Source organism: Pseudomonas sp. Tri1 (assembly GCF_017968885.1).
Lineage (GTDB): Bacteria > Pseudomonadota > Gammaproteobacteria > Pseudomonadales > Pseudomonadaceae > Aquipseudomonas.
On sequence record NZ_CP072913.1, the window covers coordinates 338,387 to 363,108 of the forward strand.

Genomic DNA, 24,722 nt, shown 5'->3' on the forward strand with positions numbered 1-24,722 from the left:
ATAAAAAGGGCTGCCGCGCAGCCCTGCTTGATCAGATCTTGAACTGCTGCACCGAAGCCTGCATCGACCCCGCCGCATTGTTCAATTGATCCGCCGTTTGCGTCAGGTTGTGAATCGAGCGAGTGTTTTCTCGAGATTGCTCGGCAATCGACTCCACCCGCCTGGCCATTTCATCGCTGGCCTTCGATTGTTCGGCAATAGTCTGGGAAATTTCCTCCACCACTTCGGCGGCATGTCGGGCGCCAGTGCGGATTTCGCTGATGGAAACCCCGGCCTGCTGGGCCAGGTTCACACCTTCGTCCACGCGGCTGACACAAGCCTGCATGTTCGCCACCGCATCCCGGGCGCTGGTCTGGATGCGCTCGATCATCGCGGTAATTTCCTGGGTCGACTGGGTAGTGCGTGCCGCCAGGTTACGTACTTCATCGGCCACCACCGCAAAGCCGCGCCCTGCCTCGCCAGCACGGGCCGCTTCGATGGCGGCGTTGAGGGCCAGCAGGTTGGTTTGTTCGGCGATGCTCTTGATCACCTGAATGATGGAGTGAATGTCTTCGGACGAAGCGTCCAGAGCCGTGATTTTGCCGGACGATTGGTTAACCACTTCGGCGATCCGGTTCATGCCTTCCACCACCCCGAGAATCACCTGGCCGCCGCTGCTTGCCAACTGTTCGGATTGTGCCGAAATCGTCCGTGCGCTGTCGGCGTGCTGATGGATCTGGCTGATGTTCGCTATCATCTGCTCCATGCTCGCCGCCATGCTGGTGGCGCTATGGGCCTGCTGATCGGCGCTGGACACAATGTGCCGCGCCGTATCGCCCAAGGTCCGGGATGTACCATGCAACTCGTCGCTCTGGTTGCGGATCGTGGCGATCATCTGCCGCAAATTGGCCTGCATCTGCTCGATCACGCTCTGCAACTGACCGAGTTCATCTTTGCCATGCGCGCCCATCGACCGCTGCAAATCCCCTTGGGAAATCGCCTGGGTGTTGAGGATGATTTTGTTCAGCGGCGTAAGCACAGCCTTGAGCAGAGTCCACGACACCAGCGCCAGCGCCACGCACGTGGCCAGCAACGTGACGATCAGCCAACTTTGCGACGCTTGAATACTGTTGTCCTGATGCTCGCGCGACGACTGCGCCTGGTTTTCGATCAGCTCACTCACCGCCTCGTTGCGCTCTTCCAGTGCCGAAAACGCCGCGTCGAATTCGGTACGCAACGCATGCCCATCCTGAGCGCCGCTCAGCGCCTTGCCGATCACCTGTTTGGCTTTATCGATGTAGGTCTCGACCTGGGGCTTCAACTCGACAATTGCCTGGGCGACATCCTTTGGCAGCTTCGCCTCAGCGTTCTCCGCGATAACTTTGCGCATCCGCTGCGTATGTTCATCGAACGCCTCCGTTACGTCCTTGGCCGCTTGAGCATCCCCCGGCGCCACCAGCAACGCCGCCAGCACATCGGCACGGATGGCGTCGTGCATCATGTCGGCCTCCATGTGCTTGCGCATGGCCGAAATACTGGTCTCATTCTGCACCAGGGCTTCGGTCATGGAGTGATACCCCCACAACCCGATGCCACCGAGCAAAAGGGCAAAGAAGAGGCTGATCAACCCCGAGCCTATGATCTTGCTGCGGATCTTCATCGCTAGTGCTCCTGGAGCGGGGATTTGGGGAAGTGTAGTTGAGCGTCAGCGCAGCGCTTGGGATGGGCGATGCTGTTATCGAGGGTATCGGCGGGAGAAATGATTAGGTGAATGTTGCGCTACGCCTCGTGGCGAGGGAGCTTGCTCCCGCTGGGCTGGAGCAGGCTCTCTATTGCCTGAGCCCCTTCTCCGATAGAAAGCAGCTAAAACCGCGAGGCGTGCGAGAGCGAAGAGAAACGTTTATTCGGCTTATGATCATGCATCGACATACGTCATAAGGTAGTCCTGATGACCACTGCCCATGTTTTCATCGCCACCAGTCTGGATGGCTTCATCGCCAGGCCCGATGGTGACATTGACTGGCTTTTGCAGCGCGACGATCCAACTGAGGACCATGGCTATTCAGACTTCATCGCTGACAAGGATGTGATTGTGATGGGGCGGGGAAGCTATGAGAAGGTGCTGACCTTCGACACTTGGTTCTATGAACGACCCGTGGTGGTGCTGTCTGAACGGCTGGCGGATTCGCCAGTGCCCGAGGCGTTGAAGGGCAAGGTACGTTTCTCCAACCTTGCACCCATGGAACTGATGGAGGACTTGAAGAGGCAAGGCGTGCGTCGGGTCTATGTCGATGGCGGGCAGGTGGTGCAATCATTCCTGCGCGATGGATTAGTCGCCGACATGGTGATTACCACTGTTCCTGTGCTGATCGGGTCGGGAAGGCCATTGTTCGGGGCCCTTCAGCAGGACGTTGAATTGAAACTGGTATCCAGCCGCTGCTTTCCTTCTGGGTTGGTACAGTCCACTTATCGGCTGGCCGCATGACTGGCCGCGTGTATGTCCAAGCCAAAGCAAGAAGGTTTTTCCGCTCTGAGAAGAGGGTCTGAAAGGCGAAGTGCTCGGAGCACGCAGTGCGCTGGCAATGTAGGAGGCAGTGTTGTGCAGGGATAACTGGGCAATCACTGCTTCAGAAACAACAAAGCCCTCGCATTTCTGCGAGGGCTTTGTTTTGTATGGTGCGGCACCAGGAGTCGAAATTAACTCTAACTATATGTTTTGTATATATTTCTCATAAAGCTGATCCCAGTTCTATCTCTAAAAATATCTTTTTAAAGGCAGCTCAACCTTTCACTCATGCCAGGAGATCTACTCAAGAATTGCCTCCTTGAGGCGTGGCAGCCACTCTTTCGAATATTGGTTCCTGTGGATAACCCAAAGGTGAAGCTGGTAGAGGACTCCCTTAGCCAAGAGCGGACGAAGGATGGTCTCGCGTCGTCCGGTGAAAGGAAGCTCGATCGTCTCCTATATGGCCTGATCAAGTATCTACCCTTGGCGCCGAGGTGTATGGAATAATGGCGTTTTGATGTCGCGCCTCTGCATCGTGGCCTGAAGATCCTAAAACACCCTATATAATTACATGGAAGACCGCTGTGACTATCTTGGAATATCTGGATTCTACTGAAGAAAAGCTAAGAAAGTGTCAGTTAGAAGCAGTACGTAGCTTCGTTAGGTATGCCGAAGAAAATGATACTGAGAGAGGGTTTCTGATCAACCTGCCAACAGGTGCGGGGAAAACAGGAGTTATCTCTCTTATATCACACCTGTCAGATGCCTTGAAGGTTCTTGTGATATGTCACAGAAAGGCCGTGAAAGATCAGTTGTTTAAAGAGATTTCAAAAAAATTCTTCCGTAATACAATTGGTGATCAAGAGTTTGAGTTAAAGAAAACCTATAGGGACTCTAATTTTGATCAGGGTGACGGAGTTTATATAACAAGCTTTCAAAAGCTGACGATGCTGAGTGATGAAGAATTAAAGAATGTCCAAGGCGATTTTGATCTAATTATTGTAGATGAAGGGCACTCTGAGCCCTCTCCAGTTTGGCGTGAGATAATACGTCAGTCCGTAGCGATGAAAGTAGTGGTTACGGCAACTCCTTATCGTAATGACTTGTTTGAACTGAACGTAAGTACCGATCATTTTTATGTTTTTACATTTAAAGAGGCTATCGAGGATGGGGTTATTATGGAACCCCAGTACGATCAAGTTGATAGGGAGGACGATTTGCTTGCAGGCATTCTAGGCTACCTAGGTGCAAATGAAGATGTGAAATGTATCGTGAAATGCAAGAGTCTGGAAGAGATATTAAAATACCATGAACTCCTTTCTCAATCATTCATCACGGCAAGCGTTCACGAGCGACTAGAAATCGACGAGGCGCAAAATAAATTTAAGCGAGTTGGCCCAGCTCTTAAAGTTGAGGGGGTGCGGGTGATAATTCACCAGCACAAGCTTGATGAAGGAGTTGACATCCCTGAGGCTAAGTTACTGATACTTACCTATGAGCTGGGTAGTGGTCGTGAGCTAGTTCAGGCAGTAGGTCGGATTGTACGCCGGTATGGAGAAACCCAACCGCTGGTGATCGACCTGAGCCGCGGGGCAAATGAGGGCATGTGGGATGGATATCAGAAATTTGATAGCTATCTCGCCAATGGTGGTGCAGGCGAATTTGTCAGCTCATTAAGCACAAGTTATTTGATTGAATCTTTCTTAGAGAGCTTTCCAAAATATAGTTATTTTGATGGTAAGTTCAAAGAAAGAGTTGATCTCAATAGTGTTGACCCAGAAGATGATCTCAAGATTCCTCATGCATCAGTCTGCTTTGTACAAAAAGAGGTTGATTTCTCTCTGCCGCTTCTGATGGATCGATTGTATTGGGAATTGCATGGTTCTGGATCGCTAGTCAAATCTTATGAAGAAGTTCTTGATTTGCATGTCATGATTTATGTTGAGTTTAAAAGTTCAAAGTTTTTTACAAATAAGCTTTTCTTTGAGCCTAGGCTGCATGTAGTTGTGGTAAAAGAAATTGATTCTGGTGTCGCTATCTTCGATAGCGGCGGTGGCCGTTATTATAATCAGGAGCAGTATAGGCTTGGTAATGCGATTCATATTGACAAGCTGACTGCTTTGGCTGCTAAAACAGCAATTAATCAGATTAAGGAAACTCACGCTCGTGCTATTGGTCGGGCTTTGCGCCGTCCAGAGTCCGTAGCATTGAAAGGGCAGAATCTTGATGGCGGGCGCGGCAGTCAAAGTAACTCCAGGTACGCATTAACTATGGTGAAGGTCGATAATATTGGCCTGGACGGCAAAAGAGACAGTAGTTTTTACATTGGCGCTAGGTCCGGGCGGATCGTCGATCAAAAAGAATCCAACTTCACTCTTCAAGACATTTCTGAATGGGTCGATGCGATAAGCCAATGTATCAATGCTGGAGGGAATGCTGGGCGACTGATCAAGTCCTATGCTCAGCCTGTCAGCGAAAAGCCCACGTCAGAAATTTTGTCAGTTCTGCTAGATTTTACAGATCTTGAAGGCCCTAAAGCGACGGACAACGGTGTGGTTTATCCTGATTTTGTTTATGTCGACTATCAGCAGGGGATTGCTTTCGACGCTCAAGGTGATCTTATAGAACTTTCGTTAAGTTACTCGGATGATGATGGGTTTTTTGAAGTTGCTCTAAGTGGAGCGTCGGAAGGAAGAGCCGATATCGAGTGGGTAGTGGAGTACTTGAATTCCGGGCATAGATTGAAAGTGCTGTACGAAGACGGCGTAACGTATCTGGCGGGAGCCTTTTACAAGCTAGCCTTACCCTACGAACGCGGGATTCCTGCTGAAGAAAGCTTTGCAGGCAATGCCATTTTTCCGCTTGACGCACTTAGAGCTCCAGCTCTCAGGGAGAAGGGGCACACTCTCGACCATAAGTATCATCGGACTACTAGAGCTGATTTTGATACGGATTCGATATTTTATTTGATCGACTTGCTGAAAGGGTATGGGGACCAAACAACTCCAATTGGAGCACTGGGTCCTTTCGCAACATATATCCCTGCTTGTGATATTGTTCTTTGTTGTGATATGGGCGTTGAGCCTGCTGATTTCATTTTGTCTTCGCCGGAAAAATTGTGCTTTGTTCATGTTAAGTGTGGTGATTCATTAAACCCTCAATCTCCAGCCGGTGCTATTGCGGAAGTTGGCAGTCAGGCAATAAAAAACATTCACATGTTGATTTCAGGGCTTAAAAGGGTGAAGCCTGGAAACTTCTCTACATGGAAGCAAGCTTGGCCCGCTGCTGGTGCTGAGTTTCCGCTAGATACACGTTACAGGTTAGTGGAAGGTTCTATTAATCATCCTGCACCACTTGATGATTCACTCTCTGAGAGGGTCTGGGATGTTATCTGTGAGCGGAGAGTATCGATGAAATGTAAGAAGGAGATTTGGATTGTTGCCGGCAACTCTTTCTCAGCTAGTCATTTCACAAGAAGTATGCAGAGTCCGCTAGCGTGTTCGCCCACAAGTATTCAGGCGCATCAACTAATTGAAGATTGGCTGAGCACTGCAGATGAGCTTGATGTGGATCTTAAGATTTTTACATCCCCGTAAGCTCGTTTCCACTAGTAAGAGTTAAAGTGCATAGGCTTCTAAGTTTTGAGGCCTTTTACCTTTGTTGGATTGCGCTGCGTATTCGTGGTGGCTTATTTTAATACTCCTAATCAGGCAACGCATCGTCGGTTGATTTATCAGTTATTAGCATGAGAATCGAGCTGTTCATGCGGGCGTTGGGGCAGGTGCTTTTTACCCTTCAGCCGTAGTAGGCTCCTGGCGCACTATAGCCGTACAAAACCGTAGCGCAGCCATCATCAAGGGGCCATAGACGATCAGCGAATGCCTCACCACCCAGCCGACATCGGAATGTTTTTCCGACAGCTAGGAAGGTGGAGGCGAGCCTTGCTTGGCTGCGCCGCGTGCTGGAGCGTCTGCCGCATGCGCGATCGTGGAAGACTTCAAAGCCTTGTTACAAGGCCGGGCGAGAATTTTTCTATGCGGAAACCATCGCCAATTTTTCAACAGGATCACACGCGAGCATTCTCATAGATTCTGTCGTGACACTCAATGAAGGCGTTGAAGCGATCCTGTACATTCGGTTCCTTTCGACTAGTCCATGCTGCAGATGTCCGAATCACATTAACTGGCGGATTCATATCTGGCACGTGAGCAATGAACGACGTGGAGACTAGCACACCATCACATGCCCCTCGACTTGCTATACGTGCAAAGTGACGTTCATTTTCCCGTATAAATTTTGTATTAAACATATCAATACGCTGCTTGAGTTCAGTCGCTGTAGAAAATTCAAACAAAGGACCCCTGGGGAGAACATCATCTAGATTGAAGGCAATCACTCCTGGCTTTCCATGAGTTTTAAGTTGATTACACCCCCCCTTGAAGGATTCTTGAACACTGGCTCTGGAATATATTTTCTTACATGCTATAGCGTACTCCCCGTAGCTCTCGCCAAGAGACACTACTAAATCCGGCTCTTCGAAAGAAACGGATACGCCTCCTAGTTTGAAGCGTCTATACAAATCAAGCTCCCATAACGCATCCTTTCCATTAGACTCTTGTCGGGTGCCAAGATTCATGTCGCTCGTCGTAATACGATGAATCGCCTCCTGCGCTCCAATTTCATCTAGCACGGCCTCGACAGCGTTGAGTATACGTATAGCCTCAGTGGACTTAATAAACGATATATGCCACTGTCTTTTATTCAGATTCTCTGATTTTTGAGCTATCCGGCGTATTGAGGAAAACAACGAGCCAAGCGCGCTACCGGAGTGGCACTTTAATCGGCGCACAGCGAATGCCTCCTCCACCCGCGAGAGCGTTTCAATCACGTTCTTGTAATCAAAAAAAATTTGAGCTGGCTTATCTTCTTTTTTGCTCATACCAAACACCGCTATCAATGTTGAGAGGAAGCTATCATTGATGTAGCTGGAATGGAATTAGGATTTACCACTTTTAGTTAAAATGCTGTCTCTCAGAAAAAGCGAGAAGAAATTGGAGCTCTGCATCCCCTGATGACTGATCAATAGATCAGGGTAGGAATGGCTGTCTACTGCTCCACACAGATCTGTGCTAGGAGCTTTAATGTGAGGTTCATGGAGCGGTTACACTGTAGCGATACAGGAACTCTAGATATCTCGCTCCGCTTCTTGCTAATTGCTGATGGCGATATCCAATAGCACCAGGTCGCAATTAAAGATAGAAAAGCCATGACGTGCCTAGACGTCGAGCGAGCAGACGGAGCGTTAGCAGGTAGTAGTAACTTGTCGCCTCACTGCGGTGGCTAAGGTGGTGCTTGAGAAACCAGGTCACATCCTTTTTCTGCCAAGCCCAAGGCGTTTCTAGTTGCCAGCGCTTCGCAATTTTGGCCTGGATGATTTTTGTCTGTCGCACATGGCGTTGCCGGGTTGCGTGCGAGCCGGTCAGAACGCCAGCCAAGAACAAATCCATATCGAATGGCTTGCTCATGCCTGTCCTCCAATATAGGCAGCAGCTACGTCGATCCGACCGTGTCCCAGCTCATAGCTGATTTGTCTCCGGGCCTCGCGATCAAGGTTGCGATCGACCTGGCAACATCCACCGCCGTTGATAGGTGCGCGGTGTTGGGTGTTTTGCTCATAGTAAAACGGGGACAGACCACGATTAATTGGGTATCTGCACATTCATTTAAGATAGGAATCGTGGTCTGTCCCCGTTTTAATGACCTCCAAAAAAATTGTCCCCGTTTTAGTCCCCGTTTTAGGCAAAATCTAAATCTGTCCGCCGCCCATTTCTCTAACGTGATCAACAGCTCTTGCTAACTTGATAGCAGAGGTCCTTGGTATGTCACTCACATGCTCTTCTAAAATTTTATGAGTTCGTACGGTGTTGCGAAAATCAGGGTCGCTTTGATCAGATATATACCAGAATAGCAGTGCAAATAATTCATCTTGTGTTACTTGTGTTTTTAATAGTTCGATATAAGTGTCCTCTTCGTCATTTAAATGTTGTAGTTTGTCGATTGATTCGATTATTTTGATAGTCGATCTGACGAATTGTTGAATATGCTTTTGTTCGCCAGAGAAATAATCGTTTGCTGTGTCCATGTACGCAGTATTGAAACTTTGTGTTACCACAGATTGTCCGCGGGCCAAGAACGGCTCTAGCCCTCGAAGGGCGTCTGCTCTCATTAGGGCAAACGCTGCAGCCCCTCTCAGTTCGCCATCTTTTGTTACGAAGCGATCTGCCATTGAACGATACAGTTCTATAAGTTTATACGCTTGCGAGTCGCGTAGCTGTCTTGATGCTATAGCTATCTGGTTTTCCTGGCTATTTATGGAGCGGCTAGATATTGCTAAGTTTTTTTTTATTGAGATGTTATTTCTGCGGGCATCGTCTGACTGTCTTTTTAGAGTGATGTAAATAAAGTAAACGCTTGCCATTGCAGCAATAGGGTTTAGTAATCCACCCACAAAATCGCCATATTCCCCCCAGGCCGTGGTGCTTCCCGAAAATCCCCATCCAAATTTCCACAAGTAGCCGAGATTAACTACGCCTACGATTGCTATAGCAATCGCTATTGGTGCGAAATCCTTCACCCTCCGCATCTCTACCTCCCTCATCCCTAGCTGTTTTTTTGATATTGCCCCAGGGGACGGGATCCAACAACGATTGCCGACAGGCAAGAAGTAACGGCCCCCCCAAAAAAAGTGCTCAAAAATCACTTATCCCCCTCCCGCCGACGGGCCTTGCGTCCTTTTTTGTGCAAATTCGAAAGTAGTGCAAACGACCCTGCAGCTCAGGCTGGCCGTGGAGGTTCACAGGCGATCTCTCATTTTACGTTTTGCAAATTTTGGAAGAAAAGTGCAGCCCGGTTGTACCGCGGGGCTATGTATAGCCTTGGGCGGGCATCGCTGCAGCCCCCGGTTCTGCTGGGCGAAAAGCTGGAAAACGTCGGTTTGAGCGATTTTTCAGTAAAAACGGGGACAGACCACGATTAATTGGGCATCTGCACATTCATTTAAGATAGGAATCGTGGTCTGTCCCCGTTTTACTCATACTCACAGCGGCTTTCCCGATCTTTTTCACGTCTGTGGATAATTCGGGCAAGGCTCGGATTTTGGGGATTCTGCGGCTGTGGATGAAATTATCCACCGGTGAAATCATTGGTTTCGCGGAAAGTTGCGTGGACTATTGATTTTTAAGGGGAATTTGTTGGGGCGACCACGATTTTTGGCTGGAATGATGAAACAGGGAATTAACCGCAGTCTATTTCTAGTTTCTCTACGCTAGGCGCCATTGCTGTTGATCTTTCCAATCATTTGGAAATCCCATGAGCCTCAAATAATTCAGTTCCTGCTGATCCATGATTTCGGCCAGGCGAAGCTTCCACTGGCTGTCTGGGCTGATCAAGTCGGTTAGGTAGGCCAGCATCGTCAATACGACGTATAGCCGCTGTTTGGGCTGAGGCTGGTCGGCGGGGGCAGTGGGAATGGTCCATTCTTTAGGTAAGGATGGTCGAATCGAGAGTTCTCGGTTCCATAGCCGTGAGTGATGGGCACAGCAGTTGCGAATAAAGGTCAGCGTGTGGAGCCAGGAGGCCAATACTTCGAAGGGCAGGCTGAATCTGGTGGCGATAGCTTTCTTGTCGGCGCTTTTGCCTATGGCATTGAAGAGGGTAGATACCGTCCCAAGGCTGAGTTCTTCCAGGACCGCCCAAGCGGGTGGCAGCTCAGGGGAGGCATAGGTTGCACCGTAATATCGGAAGTAGTTGTCACGCATGCGGTTTTCTATCCGCTGTTGTTGGAGCCCATCGGCTTGCCGACCCTTTTTGATGCGGTCGATATCACGTCTGAGTTTGCTGCGTTCCTTAGTCAATTGCTCCCGCAACGGACGCAACAGATCGGGGTGTGAGTATGACGAGGAGAAGACTGACGCGTCAGCTATCCAGTCAGGCCCGTACTTAGGGCACATATGATTGCTGATAGTCGCTCGTATGGCGACTTCGACACGTTCGATGGCATCCATGGTGATGCGCCGCAAGGAACCATCGAAGCGGTAGATATCGACGATTGCCTTCAGTGTGCTGCCGGGCTTGAAAGTATGTTCAGGGTCTGGCTCCTGAAAGGGGCGCATGTAGGGACTCAGGCGAAACAGCGTGACCACTTCGAGAAAACGCATGGCTCGATCATCGTTGACGATGTGCAAACCTCGTTGCTTTAGCAGTTCCAATTGCTGTTCTACGCTGAGAGCCGGCTTGTCGAAGGGCCTCATGTAGTTTTCTCCGGGCAAAAAAAACCCGCACGATTTGAGCTTGCTGACTGGGTCAACCTAGGCTTGGCGGGTGTGTTGGGGTGCATTATAGGTCGGTGCAAGAGACCGTCAACGTTTGTACTGACGTGAAATTGTAACGGGTAGGAGCGCAGGCAAGGTTTGGTCTGTCGATGCTGATAAGGCGATATCGGTCTTATCCAGCTCCTAGGAACGTTCAACCTCCAGAAACAACAAAGCCCTCGCATTTCTGCGAGGGCTTCGTTTTGTATGGTGCCGGCACCAGGAGTCGAACCCGGGACCTACTGATTACAAGTCAGTTGCTCTACCAACTGAGCTATACCGGCGTGTGGGCGACGATTATAGCGACTGGGGGCGTTCTGTAAACCCCTGAATTCTGACTATTTTTGCATGGGGCTCGAGGCGTTGCAGAGTGGCGGTGATATCCAAGGGGGCAGGTGGGTGAAGTCCATACTGCGCGATACCGTGGGCTGTTGTACTACGCAGGGTTCCAGACGTAACGACAGGCCCCGGGCCGTACCGAATTCGACGGTTATGTCGTTTCGCTCAGATGCTTATGCACAATGGGAAGGACGAAGCGCGTGGCACCTTGCGATTTTGTGACAGCTTTCTCGTTTGCTCGCAAATACCTGTTTTCATGGTTTTTTATCCATGTGAACAAAAAACGACCAGCCCTGAATCGGTCAGGAAATCGCGAATTTCTTGAATCCGGACATATTCCATCAACAGAGTTATCCACAGGCTGTTTCGCCTCAGTAACGCTCTGCCAGCAACATCAGGTTTCGTGGCGTCAGGGGCATTTCGCAGAAGGTGCCGAGGCGAACGTCGTAACCTTTTTGAGTGAGCAAAAGCGCTCGATCCAGTACCAGCCACAGTTCCAACGGGCGTCGGAAAAGGCCTCTCACCAATTCCAGATTGCGCACCTCGGCCAGGCGTTGGTGGCCCGCCGCTTCCAATGCGGCCCAATCCGGTGAGCCGACTGTGGATAAGTCCTTCAGGGCTGCCAGATCAACGCAGTACTGAGAGAAGGATTTTTCCAGCCAGGCACTGGGTAATGAGGGGGTAGGCAGGTAGTCGTCGCTTTCTCTGATCTGCCGCTGCAGCAGGTCGAAGCCCAGGCGCCAGGCCATGGACTGGTCCCGTTGCCGTCGGACGCGTGCGCCAGCGGTGACGGTTTCGCTCATTGGCAGGCCCAGATCGTCGAGCGACAGGTGTAGGGCGGAGCCAAAGGCTGCGTCGGACAGCGGTTGATATTGTTCGGTGCCGATGCGGTTGTAGCAGCACGGAGCGATAGCCAGTTGTCCACAACCGGTGGCGCTCGCCAAGTGCATCAGGCGCACATGCAGGTCGCCACAGGCGTGCAGGGCCACGGGTGTGTGTTCGGGGCGGATCGCCTGGGCTGCGTCTGCCGCCAACACGTCTTGGCGCAGGTGTGTGGCGGGCAAGTGATGGCGTTGGCTCAGTTGCTGGCCGCTGGCGACCAGGGCCGGGTCGTATTCCAGGCAGGTCAGTTGTTGTTCGCCGTGCAGCAGGCGTCGGCCGAGATGGCCTTTGCCGGCGCACCAGTCCAGCCAATGAGTCGGTTCTATGGCGAAGCGCAGGCGGCTGGCGAATGCCTCGATTTGCTGCCACTTGCGACCGGGTACGTCGACGTTGAGGCGGTGGGCCGGCGCTTCAAGCACTTTGGCCGGTAATTGTGCGACGGCACTCAATGCGCGGGAAAGCGCTGCCAGTTCCGGAAATGGCGCTGGCGCGTCTTCAATCAACCACGGCTGATGATGGTCGTTTTCCGCAGCCTCCAGCGAACGCTGGCGTAGCCATTGGGCCAGTTCCGGGTGGGACTTTTCCCAGGGCAGCTGTAGATGGGTGAACGGACGCGGTTTCCACAGGGCCTGGTGCTCCGTGAGAAAAGCGTCCAACGTGGTGAAACGAGCGAGCAGCGCCTCGCCCGTCAGCACGCCGCTGTCAGCGTCCTTGGCAGGCATCGACGCGCAACCAGCGCTCCAGTTGCTTGAAGCCTTGCACCAACAGGAACGACATCACCAGGTAGAACATGCCAGCCGCGAAGAAGATCTCCACCGGCAGGTAAGTCCGGGCAATGATGGTGCGGGCCATGCCGGTGAGTTCCAGCAAGGTCACGGTGCTCGCCAGGGCGCTGGCCTTGAGCATCAGGATCACTTCGTTGCTGTAGGCCGGCAGGCCGATGCGCGCGGCGCGGGGTAGCATGATGTAGAGCAGCGCCTTGGGCCGCGACATGCCCAGGGCTCGCGCGGCTTCGATCTCGCCCCGTGGGATGGCCTGGATTGCGCCACGCAGGATTTCGGCGATGTATGCGGCGGTGTGCAGAGTCATGGTGGCGGTGGCACACCAGAATGGATCGCGCAGGTATGGCCACAACACGCTGCTGCGCACGGCATCGAATTGCGCCAGGCCGTAGTAGACCAGGAACAGTTGAACCAATAACGGCGTGCCACGGAAAAAGAAGATGTAGGCGTAGGGCAGCGCCCGCACGTACCACAGGCGTGAAGAACGGGCGATGCCCAGTGGAATCGCCAGCAGCAGGCCGGCGATCACGGCGATGGCCACCAGCTCCAGGGTCAGTGTGGCGCCCTGGGCCAGCTTCGGCAGCCACTTGATGATGACGTCCCAGTTCATTGGGTGCTCCTGGTAAATCCACGGGCGGCGCGTCGTTCCAGCAGGTGCATGCCGATCATGGCGAGCACCGTCAGCCCCAGGTACATGAATGCGGCCACCGTATAGAAGGTGAACGGTTGCTTGGACACGGTCACGCCGATTTGCGCGTGGCGCATGATTTCTTCCAGGCCGATCACCGAGACCAGCGCCGTGTCTTTCATCAGAATCATGAACAGGTTGCCCAGGCCGGGCAGCGCGATGCGCCACATCTGCGGCAGGATCAACCGGGTGAAGATCCGCCACTTCGACAGGCCCAAGGCTACGCCGGCTTCGCGATGGCCCTTGGGAATCGCCAGGATCGCGCCGCGAAACACTTCCGTGGCGTAGGCGCCAAAGCACAGCCCCAGGGCGATGACGCCGGCGGCGAATGCGTCAAGGGCCAGCTCAGGGTTGCCGAAGTACTCGCCCAAGGCGCGCATCAGGTTGACGGTACCGAAGTAGATCAGCAGCACCCAGAGCAATTCCGGAATACCGCGCACCAGTGTCGAATACGTGCCGCCAAGCCATTGCAGCGGCTTGTACGGGGAGGTCTTGGCCAAGGCGCCGAGCAGGCCGAGCAGCAGCCCAAGGCACAGGGCCGAGAGCGCCAATTTGACGGTCATCAGCGCGCCGGCGGCGAGCGCCGGGCCGAATCCGTAGAGATCGATCATCATGGGTGTGTGTTCATATCGCGGCAGGCTTTGCTAAGGACCGGTGCTGCAAGAGCGGCACCGGCCAGGCACGTCAGGATCAGTAGATGCTGAACGGGAAGTACTTGTCGTTGATCTTTTTATAGGTGCCGTCGGCGACGATTTCTTTCAGCGCGGCGTTCAATTTCTCGCGCAGCGGGTCACCCTTGCGTATGGCGATGCCGATCTTGTCGCTTTCCACCAGTGGGTCGCCCTTGAATTCGTAAGCACGGCCAGCGTCGGTTTTCAGCCAGTCGTAGTTCGCGTATTTATCCGCCAGGATCGCGTCGACGCGGCCGGAGGTCAGGTCCAGGTAGGCGTTTTCCTGGGTGTCGTAGAGCTTGGTGGTGACACCCTCATAATGGTCTTCAAGGTAGGTGCCAGCCAAGGTGGAGCGCTGTGCACCGATGACCTTGCCTTGGAGCGAGTCTTTATCGGTTTTGAAATCGACGTTTTTCGGTGCGATGAACTGCAGTTTGTTGGAGTAGTACGGGTCGGTGAAATCCACGGCCTGCTTACGCTCTTCGATGATTGACAGCGAAGAGATCAGGAAGTCGAACTTCTTGGCGTTCAGGGCCGGGATGATGCCGTCCCAATCGGAGGTGACCACTTCGCATTCGACTTTCATCTTGGCGCACAGGGCATCGCCGATGTCTTTGTCAAAACCCACGACCTGACCGCTGGCGTCCTTGTTGTTGAACGGCGGATAGGCGGCTTCGATGCCCATCTTCAGTTTGTCGGCTGCCATGGCGCTGGTTGAGAAGACCAGGCTGGCGGCTGCGGCCAGGAAGAATTTCTTGTAGGTCTGCATGTGTACTGCTCCGTTAGCGGTTGCTAGACATAAATTGTTTGCAGCGTGCCGAAAGCGGGTTCTCGAAGACCTGCTGGGGCGATCCTTGTTCCTCGACCAGGCCCTGATGGAGGAACACCACTTCGCTGGAAACCTGACGGGCAAATCCCATTTCGTGGGTCACCAACAGCATGGTGCGACCTTCTTCGGCCAAGGCGCGGATCACACTAAGTACTTCCTGGACCATTTCCGGGTCAAGGGCGGAGGTGGGTTCGTCGAACAGGATTACTTTGGGCTGCATCGCCAGGGTGCGGGCGATGGCGGCGCGCTGTTGCTGGCCGCCAGACAGCTCGGCAGGGTAGGCGTGACGCTTGTCGGCGATGCCGACCTTGGCGAGCAGGGCTTCGGCCACTTCGACGGCTTCGGCCTTGCTCTGGCCGAGCACTCGGCGCGGCGCTTCGATGATGTTGTCGAGCACGCTCATGTGCGGCCAGAGGTTAAAGTTTTGAAATACAAAACCGATCTCGCTGCGCAGGCGGTTGATCTGTTTGCCGTCGGCGGCCACCAGCTCACCGTTTTTTGCCGCCTTTAACTTGAGCTCTTCGCCGGCCACCAGAATCTGCCCCTGGTTGGGGTTTTCCAGCAGGTTGATGCAGCGCAGGAACGTGGACTTGCCGGACCCGGAGGAGCCCAGGATCGAGATCACATCGCCGTCGCGGGCGGTCAGCGAGACGCCTTTGAGCACCTCCAGCTTTCCGTAGCGTTTGTGCAGGTTGCGGATTTTAAGCGCGGGCGTGGCCTGAGCCATGTGCGGTCCTCATGGTGTGTGCTCCCTTGCTGTTAGCGGCCTTCCTTGGCGAGGCGGCCAAGCTAGCATGCGTCCGAAAGGCCGCCAACAGCGCTACGGGTGGTAAACCGGTGATGTGCGGCAGGTTGTCGCATAGGCGCAGCAGACTGTCGCGCCATCAACAACCGAACAGCCGTTTGAACCCTGTCTGCCGGTGAAGATTCCGGGGGAGTAGCGTAAAAAAAGGCGCGATGGTGCCAGCTTTGGGCGGGGGTTGGAAGGGTTAATCGGATGAGCGTGTCATTCCAATCCGCAGTCGACTCAACTTCCAATCGATCTAAACCGCAACGTCCATGAATCGATCAAATAAGGTGGATTTCCCTGAATCAGGAATTGCCGCCATGAAGTCTATCTACTGTCTTATCGCCATCGGCGCACTGCTATTCCCTCTTACGCTCAACGCCACAGACCTTACCCCTATCGACAATACAGGCGTTCAGGTCCAGCCGTTGCAACAGAACGGCATCACCTATCTGTCCGGCGGTATCGGCGAGGATGAAGCCCGGGCGATCGGACAGGCCCAGGGTTATAACCTGCACATGACATTTGCGATTGGCGTGGAAAACAAATACATCCCGGATGTGGATGTCACCGTCCAGAGCGCGTCGGGGCAAACGCTGCTGACGCTGAATGACGCAGGACCGCTGGTTTACGTGCAACTGCCGCCAGGCAAGTACACCGTAATGGCGACCCGCAACGGTGAGGTGCGCCGCGACACTGCTCAGGTTGGCAGCGGTGCCGCACGCAATTTGGTATTCCATTGGAACGGTGACGAATAGCCGGCCGACTTATTCGCTAGCGGGCTCTTCCATCGACTGGCGATACCGATCCAGCGCCTCGCTGAAGTCCTTGATGAATTCCGGCGTGCTGAGCCAGCGCTGGGCGGTATCGCGGTCCATTTCATCGACCCACATGCGGTAATCCACCAGCATGTCGGCGGCCAGGTTAGTGGCTGCCATGCTTTCGTTTTCGGCGTTTTTCAGGTCCAGCAGGCTCGGGCGTTCGCTGATCATCACGCTCAGGGACGCGAGCAGTGTGTCGAGCATTTCGCTGCGACTGATGGCCTCAGCTTCGCGCAGTTTGACGAACAGCTCCAGTACGTAGACTGGCGGTTGGGCGGTCGCGTGGGCCGGGTCCCCATACATTGGGATGGATTTGCGTCCGGTCATGCGGATCTGCTTGGCTTTGTCTTTGGCGCGCTTGGCGCGTTTTTGCTGTTTGTTCAGTGAGGCCATTGGGCTTCGGTTTCCAATTCGTTAGGGGCGGCCCGCAAGGCCTGGATCAGAGAAGGATGGGCTGCGACCGGTGATATGCAGGATAGCGTTCTTGAGGTCGCTGTTGCTGAAAAAGCGCGTAATCCTACATGGGTTTACTGAACATGCGGTTTTCGGAGGTCGACGGTCACGTCTTCAAGTCGCGCCCGTTCGCGATCCAGCTCATTGCGCAGTTCTTCTTCCGGCCGCGCGCAGCACTTTCTGGCGTGCTTGGCGGATCAGTTCGCCAAGCTCGTTAATCAGCGGTGCGAGCTTTGGGTCATCTTGAGGCAGGAGGGAAGTCATCGAAAGGGCAACCGTGAGGGTGGGCGGACCAAAAGGATGCTCCAGACAAAGTGTCGATGATGCCGGACGAGGCTGATTGCTCGGGAGGAAAAACAGCTGATTCGTGCAAGACGGGGATGACGCCACCTTATGTCGGTTGCCCTCTGTTTGTAGGCGCTATCCCAAGAGGGTGTCATCCACCGCGAGCGCCCTCATGACAAAGGCGCTTGGCGGGGTGATGGTCAGCTCGGGTCTTGCGCCAGCGCGTTGGACGCAGCGACGTAATCGGCTTGGAACTGCTCGCTCTCGACCCAGTCCAGTGCGGTCTGCTCGTCGACGTCCGTTGTCATGCGCCGATATTCGATCAGGGCGGTGATGATGAAGTCAGTGGCTTCTTCTTCGCCTTCCTGTTCCAGCACGAGTGCGAGCAATGGATGTCCCAGGAAAACTGCGCACATGGCCTGCTGACTGATCTTTTCTGCCGCACGCATGGCTTGGAACAGCTCCGATAAATCCACGGTTTCCAGGTCGATGCGCTCGTCGTTCGGGTCCAGGAAGTCGTTCGGCGCGGCGGCACGTTGAATCCGGTTCTTCTTGGCTTTTGCCTTGGCGCGCTGGTTGCGCTTCTGCTGTTTGTTTGCCGATGACATGGGTCAGATTCCTGACATGAAAATAAGGCGATCTATCCTACAGCGTCATGGCGGGCGCTTCGAATTCAATCCACTACAAACAACGTGGCACCCAGTGAGGTTGAAGAGCGATGGGGCTCGGCCTGGTCGGCTACCTGGTAGCTCATGCCTGGCTTGAGCACGAACTGTCGCCCGTCCTCCAGTTCGGTGTTCAACTCACCCTTCAGGCAAAACAGGATATGGCCCTTGCTGCACCAGTGGTCGGCCAGATACCCCGCCGTGTATTCCACCATCCGCACCCGGATATTCCCGAATTGCCGAGTGCGCCAGTAAGCGGTTCCGGTGACGCCTTTGTGTTCGGTGGGCTCGATGGTTGCCCAGTCGGTGGTGCCAAAGGGGATGTTGGTGATGTCCATGTCGACTCGCTCGCTACTAGAGGGAAGCGGAGGAATGTAGCCGAGTCGATAAGGCTGAGGAAGGAAATCCCGGGCAATAAAAAAACCCGATCAATTTCTTGATCGGGGTTTTCGGTATTTGGTGCCCAGAGACGGAATCGAACCGCCGACACGGGGATTTTCAATCCCCTGCTCTACCGACTGAGCTATCTGGGCAACGGGGCGCATTAAACGGGTTTTTCAGGGGGTCGTCAAGCAAGTTTTCAAAAAATATTTAATTATTACCGTCGCTTACGATCCGCCCCGATTCTGAGCAGCTTATTCGGACGGCGGCACGTAGCCTTCGGCCTTGGCGTATTCTTCGCCGGAAAAGAACTTGTCCATCTCGCCTTGAAGGTATTTGCGGTCTTCGGCGTTCATCATGTTCAGGCGTTTTTCGTTGATCAGCAGGGTCTGGTGTTTCTGCCAGTCGCCCCAGGCCTTGGCCGAGACATGGTCGTAAATATCCTGGCCTTTGGCGCCTGGGAACGGAGCGCGCTCCAGGCCTTCGAGTTCTTCTTTGTACTTGCGGCACATGATGGTGCGGGTCATTGCAACTCTCCTGCGTTCAATACGGCGGCCGCGCGTTCGAGCAAGGTTTTGACCGGGGCGGCGAGGCCCAGGCGCGGCGGGGTGGCGAGGTTATACCAGAGCCAGTCGGCCTCGGCCACGTGATGGCCGGTTTCCCGGACCCGGACCAGCCAGGGTTCGATCGCCAACTGGAAGTGGCTGAAGGTATGCACCAGGCTTGGCATCTCCTGGTGTTTGCCCAGTTCCAGCGAGTGTTGCAGGGCCAGGTGCTGCAGGTCGTCGAGGTCGTCGAGTTCCGGCAGGCTCCACAAACCACCCCACAACCCGGTGGAGGGGCGACGGTAAAGCAGGATCGCGCCTTCACGGTTGGCCAGCATCGGCATCAGCGTGCGTTTTTTCGGCACTTCCTTGCGCGGCTTGGGGATCGGATAGCGAGTCTCCAGGCCGAGCATGTGCGCCTCACAGCCGTTTTTCAGCGGGCAGAGCAGGCAACTGGGTTTGCTGCGGGTGCAGAGTGTGGCGCCCAGGTCCATCATCGCCTGGGTGTAGGCATTGACCCGGTCCTGGGGTGTGAAACGCTCGGCGGTGGCCCACAGCTGTTTGGCAACTTTTGGTTCGCCCGGGTAGCCTTCCTGGGCCGTGAAGCGCGCCAGTACGCGCTTGACGTTGCCATCGAGGATCGGTGCCCGCAGGCCCATGCTGATGCTGGCGATGGCGCCGGCTGTGGACAGGCCGATACCCGGCAGTTCAGTGAGTTTTTCCACGTCACGGGGGAATTCACCGCCGTACAGGTCGACGACGATCTTCGCGGTTTTCTGCAGGTTGCGGGCGCGGGTGTAGTAGCCCAACCCGGTCCACAGGTGCAGCACTTCGTCCTCTGGCGCGGCAGCCAGGGCTTCGACGGTGGGCAGCGAGGCCATGAACCGATCGAAGTAATTGAGTACGGTGCTGACCTGGGTTTGCTGCAGCATGATTTCCGAAACCCACACCCGATACGGCGTGATGCCTTGTTGCCAGGGCAAATCGTGGCGCCCGTGGCGGTCGAACCAGTCCAGTACGGCGCTGGAAAACTGCTCGGCTTTCATCGCTTGAACAGCCCCTTGAGCGCATCTTTCAGCTCGGGACTGACCTTGTCGCCCAGCTTCTCTTCGATCTTGTCACCGAGGCGGTCGCCGGCCAGTTTCGCCGCAACCTTGCCCATTCCTTCGTTGTCCAGGCGGCAGGCCTTGGCGCCCAGTTCCAGTGGCCCGCGGCAGCGCAACGGCCATTCGATGTCGACGTAGCGTTCGTTGACCTGGCAGGCCGGGTCGGGCATGTCGCTCTTGTCGCCTTCGACGATGATGCCCACACGGTAGTCCATGCCCAGCACCCGCAGGTCGATGTCGCCGTTGCCGTTGACGGTCATGCCGGGAATGCGGACTTTCAGGTCCGGGTTGCTGGCCACGCCATTATTGAAGGTGAGGTTGCCGTTGAGTTGCTGGAACGGCGTGTCCTTGCCCCGGGGTTCACCGCTGAGGGTCTTGCGATTGAGGGTGGCGATGCCTTTGCACAGCTGCTGTTCAAGGTTGGCATTGAGCAGCACGCCATCATTGATGACGAAACCGGCGTTGCCGTTGAGGCTGTCGATCAAGGCTTTCTGGCTGTTGCCGCTGGCGGTGATGGCGCTGTTGAGCGTCACCAGGCCTTTGACCGGTGGATTCTTACCCTGGCTCTCGATGATTTTCTCGGCCGGCACCCGGTTGATGCGGGTTTGCAGGTTCAACTGCGGCGTGGGCTGGCGCACGTCCAGGGTGCCTTTGGCTTCGAAGTTGCCGTTGTACAAATCGCCCCGCAGGTTCTCCAGGGTCAGCAGGCCGCCAAGGCCCGTGGCCTTGAGCGCGGCGTTCTGGATGGGCAGTTTATCGAGGGTCAGTTGGCCGAAGGTCAGGTCGGCTTCCAGGTCCAGTTTGCTCAGGCGCTCCACCGGAAACAGTCGGTCGTTACTCCAGGCGCCCTGGGTCGGAGCGCTTGGCAGTGGCGTGCTGCCGGCACCGGCCATGGCGCTGGCTTCGGTGTTGTTGACCTCGGCCTCGCGAGCCGCCTTGCTACTGTCGGCTTCGGCGGATTTGGGTGGCAGGTAGCGGTCGACGTTGAACGTGTCGGCCTTGAGCTGCGCACGCAAGGATTGCTTGGCGAAGTCTTCCACGACGATACGACCATTGAAGCTGCTGTCGTCGATTTTCAGGTTGATGTCATTGAATTCGGCGCTAGTCGGTGTGCCGGCAATGCGACTGACCAGTTCGACCTTGCTCAGGCTGCCTTCGGCCATGGCCGGCAGTTTCTGGCCGATACTGTCGACAAAGTTTGCCAGGTCGAATTGGGCGATCGACACACCGCCGCTCAACTTTGGCGTTTTGTCGAGGTCGTTGACCTTCAGTTCACCCAAGGCACGCAGCTGGTTGAGAGACAGCTTGATGCCAGTCCATTCGGCGACGTTTGCCGCTTTATCCACAAATAACTGGCCTTGGGCAGCGAAATTCAGGCTCTTGCCCTGCAACGGATCGCCTGTGGCTTCACCCGACAGCTTCAGGTCTTCGAACTTGTAGCGCTGCAAGGCGCGTTCGAAGCGCAGTTCGCCAGTGACTTCGGTGCGCACGCGCACGGCCGGCTGGTTGCTGGACAGGAATGCGGTAAGGGTGACCGGGATATTGGTGGAGTCATGTACCGGGCCGGTACTCAATTGGATGCTTTCGGCGGTGAACAGCTTGCCGGTCTGCTCGTCGGTGTATTCGACCCGGGCGTTGTTCACGGTCAGGCTGTCGATGTCCAGGCGGGTCGGCTGGGCTGGCTTTTCTGCCGCAGTGCCGGTGGTGGGGGCTGGCTGTTCGGCAGGGGCCGGGGCATTCGCCGTCGTTGCCGAGGCGGGCGTCTTGCCGATGTCTTCCCAGTTGCCGTGGCCATTTTTGTCACGATTGAGTCGCAGGTTCAGGCCTTCGACCCGGACGTCGCTCATCTGCACTTCCCGGCGCAGCAACGGTATCACCCGCACTGACAGGCCGAGCATCTGCAGGTCGGCGAAAGGTTGTTTCGGGTTGGCCAGTGTCGCGACGCTGGCGTCATGCAACTCCAGACCCAACCATGGGAACAGGCTCCAGCCGATGTCGCCATTGAGGGTCAACTCAATGTGGGCCTTATCGCGGGCTATCTGGCGGATCTCTTCCTTGTAGTCGTTGGGATCGAAGAGGTGGGTCAGGGCAAAGCCCAGGGCCACAATGATCAGCAACAGCCCGAGAAGTACCAGACCCAGGATTTTGCCGAACGCTTTCATGGGCGAGTCCTTATAGGTTGAGTTCAAAATTTAGCCTGGGAGTATAACGCCCTGAATTGCTGGTGCGTTGGGTGATCGTCTCTCGCTCCCTCGCCACGGGATTTATGTAGGCCTTCATTAGCGTTCATCCAGCGTGATCTTCAGTTTGGCCGCCAGTGCCTGGGCTTCCAGATGCCCGGCCGGGGCCAACAGCCGCAGTTCTGCGCCGTTCTCCGCGGCGATTCTCCGCGCTTCGCTCACCAGCCGTTCAGCCACGCCCCGACGGCGGGTAATGTTTCGTACGCACATATGGGACAAGTGCCAGGTGTCCTGGTGCCGTTGCAGGCATGCGGCACCTAGTAGCCGGTCATTGAAGCGTGCCGCGATCAGCGAGCCGTCTTCCAGGCTGCTCTGTATGAGTTGTGCGGCGTCGACAAAAGGCTCGAACAGCCAAGTAGGGGCGTCTCGGTAGATTTTGTGCAGGTCCTGCTGGTCTTGGCCGGTGGCTTCGTTCAGGTGCTCGACGACGATGGGCATACACATTCCTGAAAAATAAACGGTTCACGCCCTACAGAAAGTCAGCAATGGCGCGATATGACAGATGACACGAAAAAGGTGATATCACTTTGATTCTTCTGTAACGATCAAATGGTAACCTTTGCCTGTTCGCCCGTCCTGTTGCGGCGTAATGTCGCACTAAAATGGAGCTTCACCAGAAAATACAGTCATGCCTGCGTGCAATGAAGGCTGATGGTGATGCGTGGCTGGCGAACCATTCTAATAACTGGGGGATACACCAATGAGCACGAGCATCACGGCCGGCGGCATCGCCGACCAGCCTGCGTTCCTCTCCAAGGAACGCATCATCGCCAAGCCCGGTTTCAACCGGTGGCTGGTTCCACCGGCCGCACTGGCCATTCACCTGTGCATCGGCATGGCCTACGGCTTCTCGGTGTTCTGGTTGCCACTGTCCAAAGCCTTGGGTGTCACCAAGCCTGTGGCCTGTGCGCCGGACATGAGCTTCATCTCGCAAGTCTTTTCGTCCCAATGTGACTGGCCGATCTCGATGCTCGGCTGGATCTACACCCTGTTCTTCATCTTCCTGGGTTGCTCGGCAGCCATCTGGGGTGGCTGGCTGGAACACGCCGGGCCACGCAAGGCTGGTGTTGTATCGGCATTGTGCTGGTGCGGTGGCCTGCTGATTTCCGCGCTGGGTATCTATACCCACCAGATATGGCTGATGTGGATCGGTTCCGGCGTGATCGGCGGTATTGGCCTGGGCCTGGGCTACATCTCCCCGGTCTCGACCCTGATCAAGTGGTTCCCGGACAAGCGTGGCATGGCCACCGGCATGGCGATCATGGGCTTTGGCGGCGGCGCGATGGTAGGTGCTCCGTTGGCTGCAGCGCTGATGAGCCACTTCGCTTCGCCGACTGGCGTGGGTGTGTGGCAAAGCTTCCTGGTCATGGCCGCGATCTACTTCGTGTTCATGATCGGTGGGGCCTTGTCGTACCGCGTCCCGCCGACAGGCTGGAAGCCTGAAGGCTGGACCCCGGCACCGAAGAAAGCCGCGAACGCGATGATCACCCATCGCCACGTTCACGTGAACGTCGCCTGGAAAACCCCGCAGTTCCGCCTGGTTTGGCTGGTGCTGTGCCTGAACGTATCCGCTGGTATCGGCATCCTGGGCATGGCTTCGCCACTGCTGCAGGAAGTGTTCGGTGGCAAGTTGCTCGGCAATGACCTGCCGTTCGGCCAGTTGGACGCTACGCAACTGGGCCAGATCGCCGCCATCGCCGCCGGTTTCACCGGTCTGCTGAGCCTGTTCAACATCGGTGGACGGTTCTTCTGGGCATCCTTCTCGGATTACCTGGGTCGCAAGAACACCTATTTCGTGTTCTTCGCCCTGGGTTTTGCCTTGTACGCGCTGATTCCGAACCTCGGTCACCTGGGCAGCGTCGCGCTGTTCGTGGCGGCGTTCTGCATCATCCTGTCGATGTACGGCGGCGGTTTCGCCACGGTGCCGGCCTACCTGGCGGACCTGTTCGGTACGCAAATGGTTGGCGCGATCCACGGTCGCCTGTTGACCGCATGGGCTGCGGCGGGCGTGCTGGGTCCGGTACTGGTGAACTACCTGCGTGAATATCAACTGAGCATCGGCGTTGAACGTGCCGCAGCCTATGACATCACCTTGTATATCCTCGCCGGCCTGCTGGTACTGGGCTTCCTGTGCAACCTGCTGGTTCGCCCGGTCGCCGACAAGTACTTCATGACCGACGCCGAGCTGGCTGCCGAGCAGGCGCTGGGCCATGACAAGGGCGCAGACAGCACCACTTCCCTGGAGTGGAAAGCCGCGCCGGGCACCAAGCCCCTGGCAGTCGCTGCCTGGCTGGTGGTGGGCATTCCGTTGGCGTGGGGCGTTTGGGTAACCCTGCAGAAGACGGCGGTGTTGTTCCACTAAGACCGTTGCCCTGACCCATTGGGTCAGGGCAA

The 24,722-nt window shown here is 55.3% G+C and carries 21 protein-coding genes, 2 tRNA genes and 1 pseudogene; 4 read left to right on the forward strand and 20 right to left on the reverse strand.

Annotated features, from left to right (window positions below; all coding sequences use genetic code 11):
• Nucleotides 1-31 precede the first annotated feature (31 nt).
• Nucleotides 32-1,639: a methyl-accepting chemotaxis protein gene (locus tag J9870_RS01490; RefSeq protein WP_210642392.1), complete on the reverse strand. Its 1,608-nt coding sequence runs from the start codon at nt 1,637-1,639 to the stop codon at nt 32-34.
• A 288-nt stretch (nt 1,640-1,927) separates the two neighbouring features.
• Here J9870_RS01490 and J9870_RS01495 point away from each other — a divergent pair, with 288 nt between their 5' ends.
• Complete coding sequence (locus tag J9870_RS01495) at nt 1,928-2,464, forward strand: dihydrofolate reductase family protein (protein WP_210642393.1); 537 nt, start codon at nt 1,928-1,930, stop codon at nt 2,462-2,464.
• Nucleotides 2,465-3,069: 605 nt separating this feature from the next.
• A complete protein-coding gene (locus J9870_RS01500; protein WP_210642394.1) occupies nt 3,070-6,081 on the forward strand; it encodes a DEAD/DEAH box helicase family protein in 3,012 nt (1,003 codons plus the stop codon).
• A 470-nt stretch (nt 6,082-6,551) separates the two neighbouring features.
• On the opposite strand, the gene J9870_RS01505 is transcribed toward J9870_RS01500, so the two are convergent.
• The 11 genes and pseudogenes from J9870_RS01505 to J9870_RS01550 form a co-directional block, all read right to left on the reverse strand.
• Nucleotides 6,552-7,424, reverse strand: coding sequence for a hypothetical protein (locus J9870_RS01505; protein WP_210642395.1), 873 nt, complete (start codon nt 7,422-7,424; stop codon nt 6,552-6,554).
• Nucleotides 7,425-7,734: 310 nt separating this feature from the next.
• Nucleotides 7,735-8,010: a hypothetical protein gene (locus J9870_RS01510; RefSeq protein ID WP_210642396.1), complete on the reverse strand. Its 276-nt coding sequence runs from the start codon at nt 8,008-8,010 to the stop codon at nt 7,735-7,737.
• Nucleotides 8,007-8,162 (reverse strand): annotated as a pseudogene (locus tag J9870_RS29390) (integrase); the annotation flags it as partial. The pseudogene J9870_RS29390 and the gene J9870_RS01510, both read right to left, overlap by 4 nt.
• A 129-nt stretch (nt 8,163-8,291) precedes the next feature.
• Nucleotides 8,292-9,119 (reverse strand): putative phage abortive infection protein, encoded by an 828-nt coding sequence (locus J9870_RS01515; RefSeq protein WP_210642397.1) that lies wholly within the window; start codon nt 9,117-9,119, stop codon nt 8,292-8,294.
• A 685-nt stretch (nt 9,120-9,804) separates the two neighbouring features.
• On the reverse strand, nt 9,805-10,794 hold the full coding sequence (locus J9870_RS01520) for an Abi family protein (protein WP_210642398.1): 990 nt from the start codon (nt 10,792-10,794) through the stop codon (nt 9,805-9,807).
• 268 nt (nt 10,795-11,062) lie between these two features.
• A tRNA-Thr gene (locus J9870_RS01525) sits at nt 11,063-11,138 on the reverse strand.
• Between the two features lie 426 nt (nt 11,139-11,564).
• A complete protein-coding gene (locus J9870_RS01530; RefSeq protein ID WP_210642399.1) occupies nt 11,565-12,797 on the reverse strand; it encodes a methyltransferase in 1,233 nt (410 codons plus the stop codon).
• Complete coding sequence (locus J9870_RS01535; RefSeq protein WP_210642400.1) at nt 12,778-13,467, reverse strand: ABC transporter permease; 690 nt, start codon at nt 13,465-13,467, stop codon at nt 12,778-12,780. The genes J9870_RS01530 and J9870_RS01535 overlap by 20 nt, the downstream gene beginning before the upstream one ends.
• Nucleotides 13,464-14,159: an ABC transporter permease gene (locus J9870_RS01540; protein WP_210642401.1), complete on the reverse strand. Its 696-nt coding sequence runs from the start codon at nt 14,157-14,159 to the stop codon at nt 13,464-13,466. Before J9870_RS01540 ends, J9870_RS01535 begins: the two co-directional genes overlap by 4 nt.
• A 76-nt stretch (nt 14,160-14,235) precedes the next feature.
• Nucleotides 14,236-14,985 (reverse strand): ABC transporter substrate-binding protein, encoded by a 750-nt coding sequence (locus J9870_RS01545; protein WP_210642402.1) that lies wholly within the window; start codon nt 14,983-14,985, stop codon nt 14,236-14,238.
• Nucleotides 14,986-14,998: 13 nt separating this feature from the next.
• Nucleotides 14,999-15,772 carry an ABC transporter ATP-binding protein gene (locus tag J9870_RS01550; protein WP_210642403.1) on the reverse strand — a complete coding sequence of 258 codons (774 nt, stop codon included), beginning with the start codon at nt 15,770-15,772 and terminating at the stop codon, nt 14,999-15,001.
• A 380-nt stretch (nt 15,773-16,152) separates the two neighbouring features.
• Here J9870_RS01550 and J9870_RS01555 point away from each other — a divergent pair, with 380 nt between their 5' ends.
• On the forward strand, nt 16,153-16,590 hold the full coding sequence (locus J9870_RS01555; protein WP_210642404.1) for a carboxypeptidase regulatory-like domain-containing protein: 438 nt from the start codon (nt 16,153-16,155) through the stop codon (nt 16,588-16,590).
• 9 nt (nt 16,591-16,599) lie between these two features.
• Here J9870_RS01555 and J9870_RS01560 read toward each other — a convergent pair whose 3' ends face one another.
• The 8 genes from J9870_RS01560 to panM form a co-directional block, all read right to left on the reverse strand.
• Nucleotides 16,600-17,046, reverse strand: coding sequence for a hypothetical protein (locus J9870_RS01560; RefSeq protein ID WP_210642405.1), 447 nt, complete (start codon nt 17,044-17,046; stop codon nt 16,600-16,602).
• Between the two features lie 545 nt (nt 17,047-17,591).
• Nucleotides 17,592-17,999: a hypothetical protein gene (locus J9870_RS01565; protein WP_210642406.1), complete on the reverse strand. Its 408-nt coding sequence runs from the start codon at nt 17,997-17,999 to the stop codon at nt 17,592-17,594.
• A gap of 65 nt (nt 18,000-18,064) precedes the next feature.
• A complete protein-coding gene (locus J9870_RS01570) occupies nt 18,065-18,394 on the reverse strand; it encodes a DHCW motif cupin fold protein (RefSeq protein ID WP_210642407.1) in 330 nt (109 codons plus the stop codon).
• A 119-nt stretch (nt 18,395-18,513) separates the two neighbouring features.
• Nucleotides 18,514-18,589, reverse strand: a tRNA-Phe gene (locus J9870_RS01575).
• Between the two features lie 102 nt (nt 18,590-18,691).
• Nucleotides 18,692-18,964 carry an oxidative damage protection protein gene (locus J9870_RS01580; protein ID WP_210642408.1) on the reverse strand — a complete coding sequence of 91 codons (273 nt, stop codon included), beginning with the start codon at nt 18,962-18,964 and terminating at the stop codon, nt 18,692-18,694.
• Nucleotides 18,961-20,028, reverse strand: a complete 1,068-nt coding sequence (gene mutY, locus J9870_RS01585) for an A/G-specific adenine glycosylase (RefSeq protein ID WP_210642409.1) — start codon at nt 20,026-20,028, stop codon at nt 18,961-18,963. Before mutY ends, J9870_RS01580 begins: the two co-directional genes overlap by 4 nt.
• Nucleotides 20,025-22,250, reverse strand: coding sequence for an AsmA family protein (locus J9870_RS01590; protein ID WP_210642410.1), 2,226 nt, complete (start codon nt 22,248-22,250; stop codon nt 20,025-20,027). The genes mutY and J9870_RS01590 overlap by 4 nt, the downstream gene beginning before the upstream one ends.
• A 117-nt stretch (nt 22,251-22,367) precedes the next feature.
• Entirely contained in the window at nt 22,368-22,766 is a 399-nt protein-coding gene (panM, locus tag J9870_RS01595; protein ID WP_210642411.1) for an aspartate 1-decarboxylase autocleavage activator PanM, read from the reverse strand.
• 262 nt (nt 22,767-23,028) lie between these two features.
• On the opposite strand from panM, the gene J9870_RS01600 reads away from it, so the two are divergent.
• Entirely contained in the window at nt 23,029-24,690 is a 1,662-nt protein-coding gene (locus J9870_RS01600) for an OFA family MFS transporter (protein ID WP_210642412.1), read from the forward strand.
• The last annotated feature ends 32 nt before the right edge of the window (nt 24,691-24,722 follow it).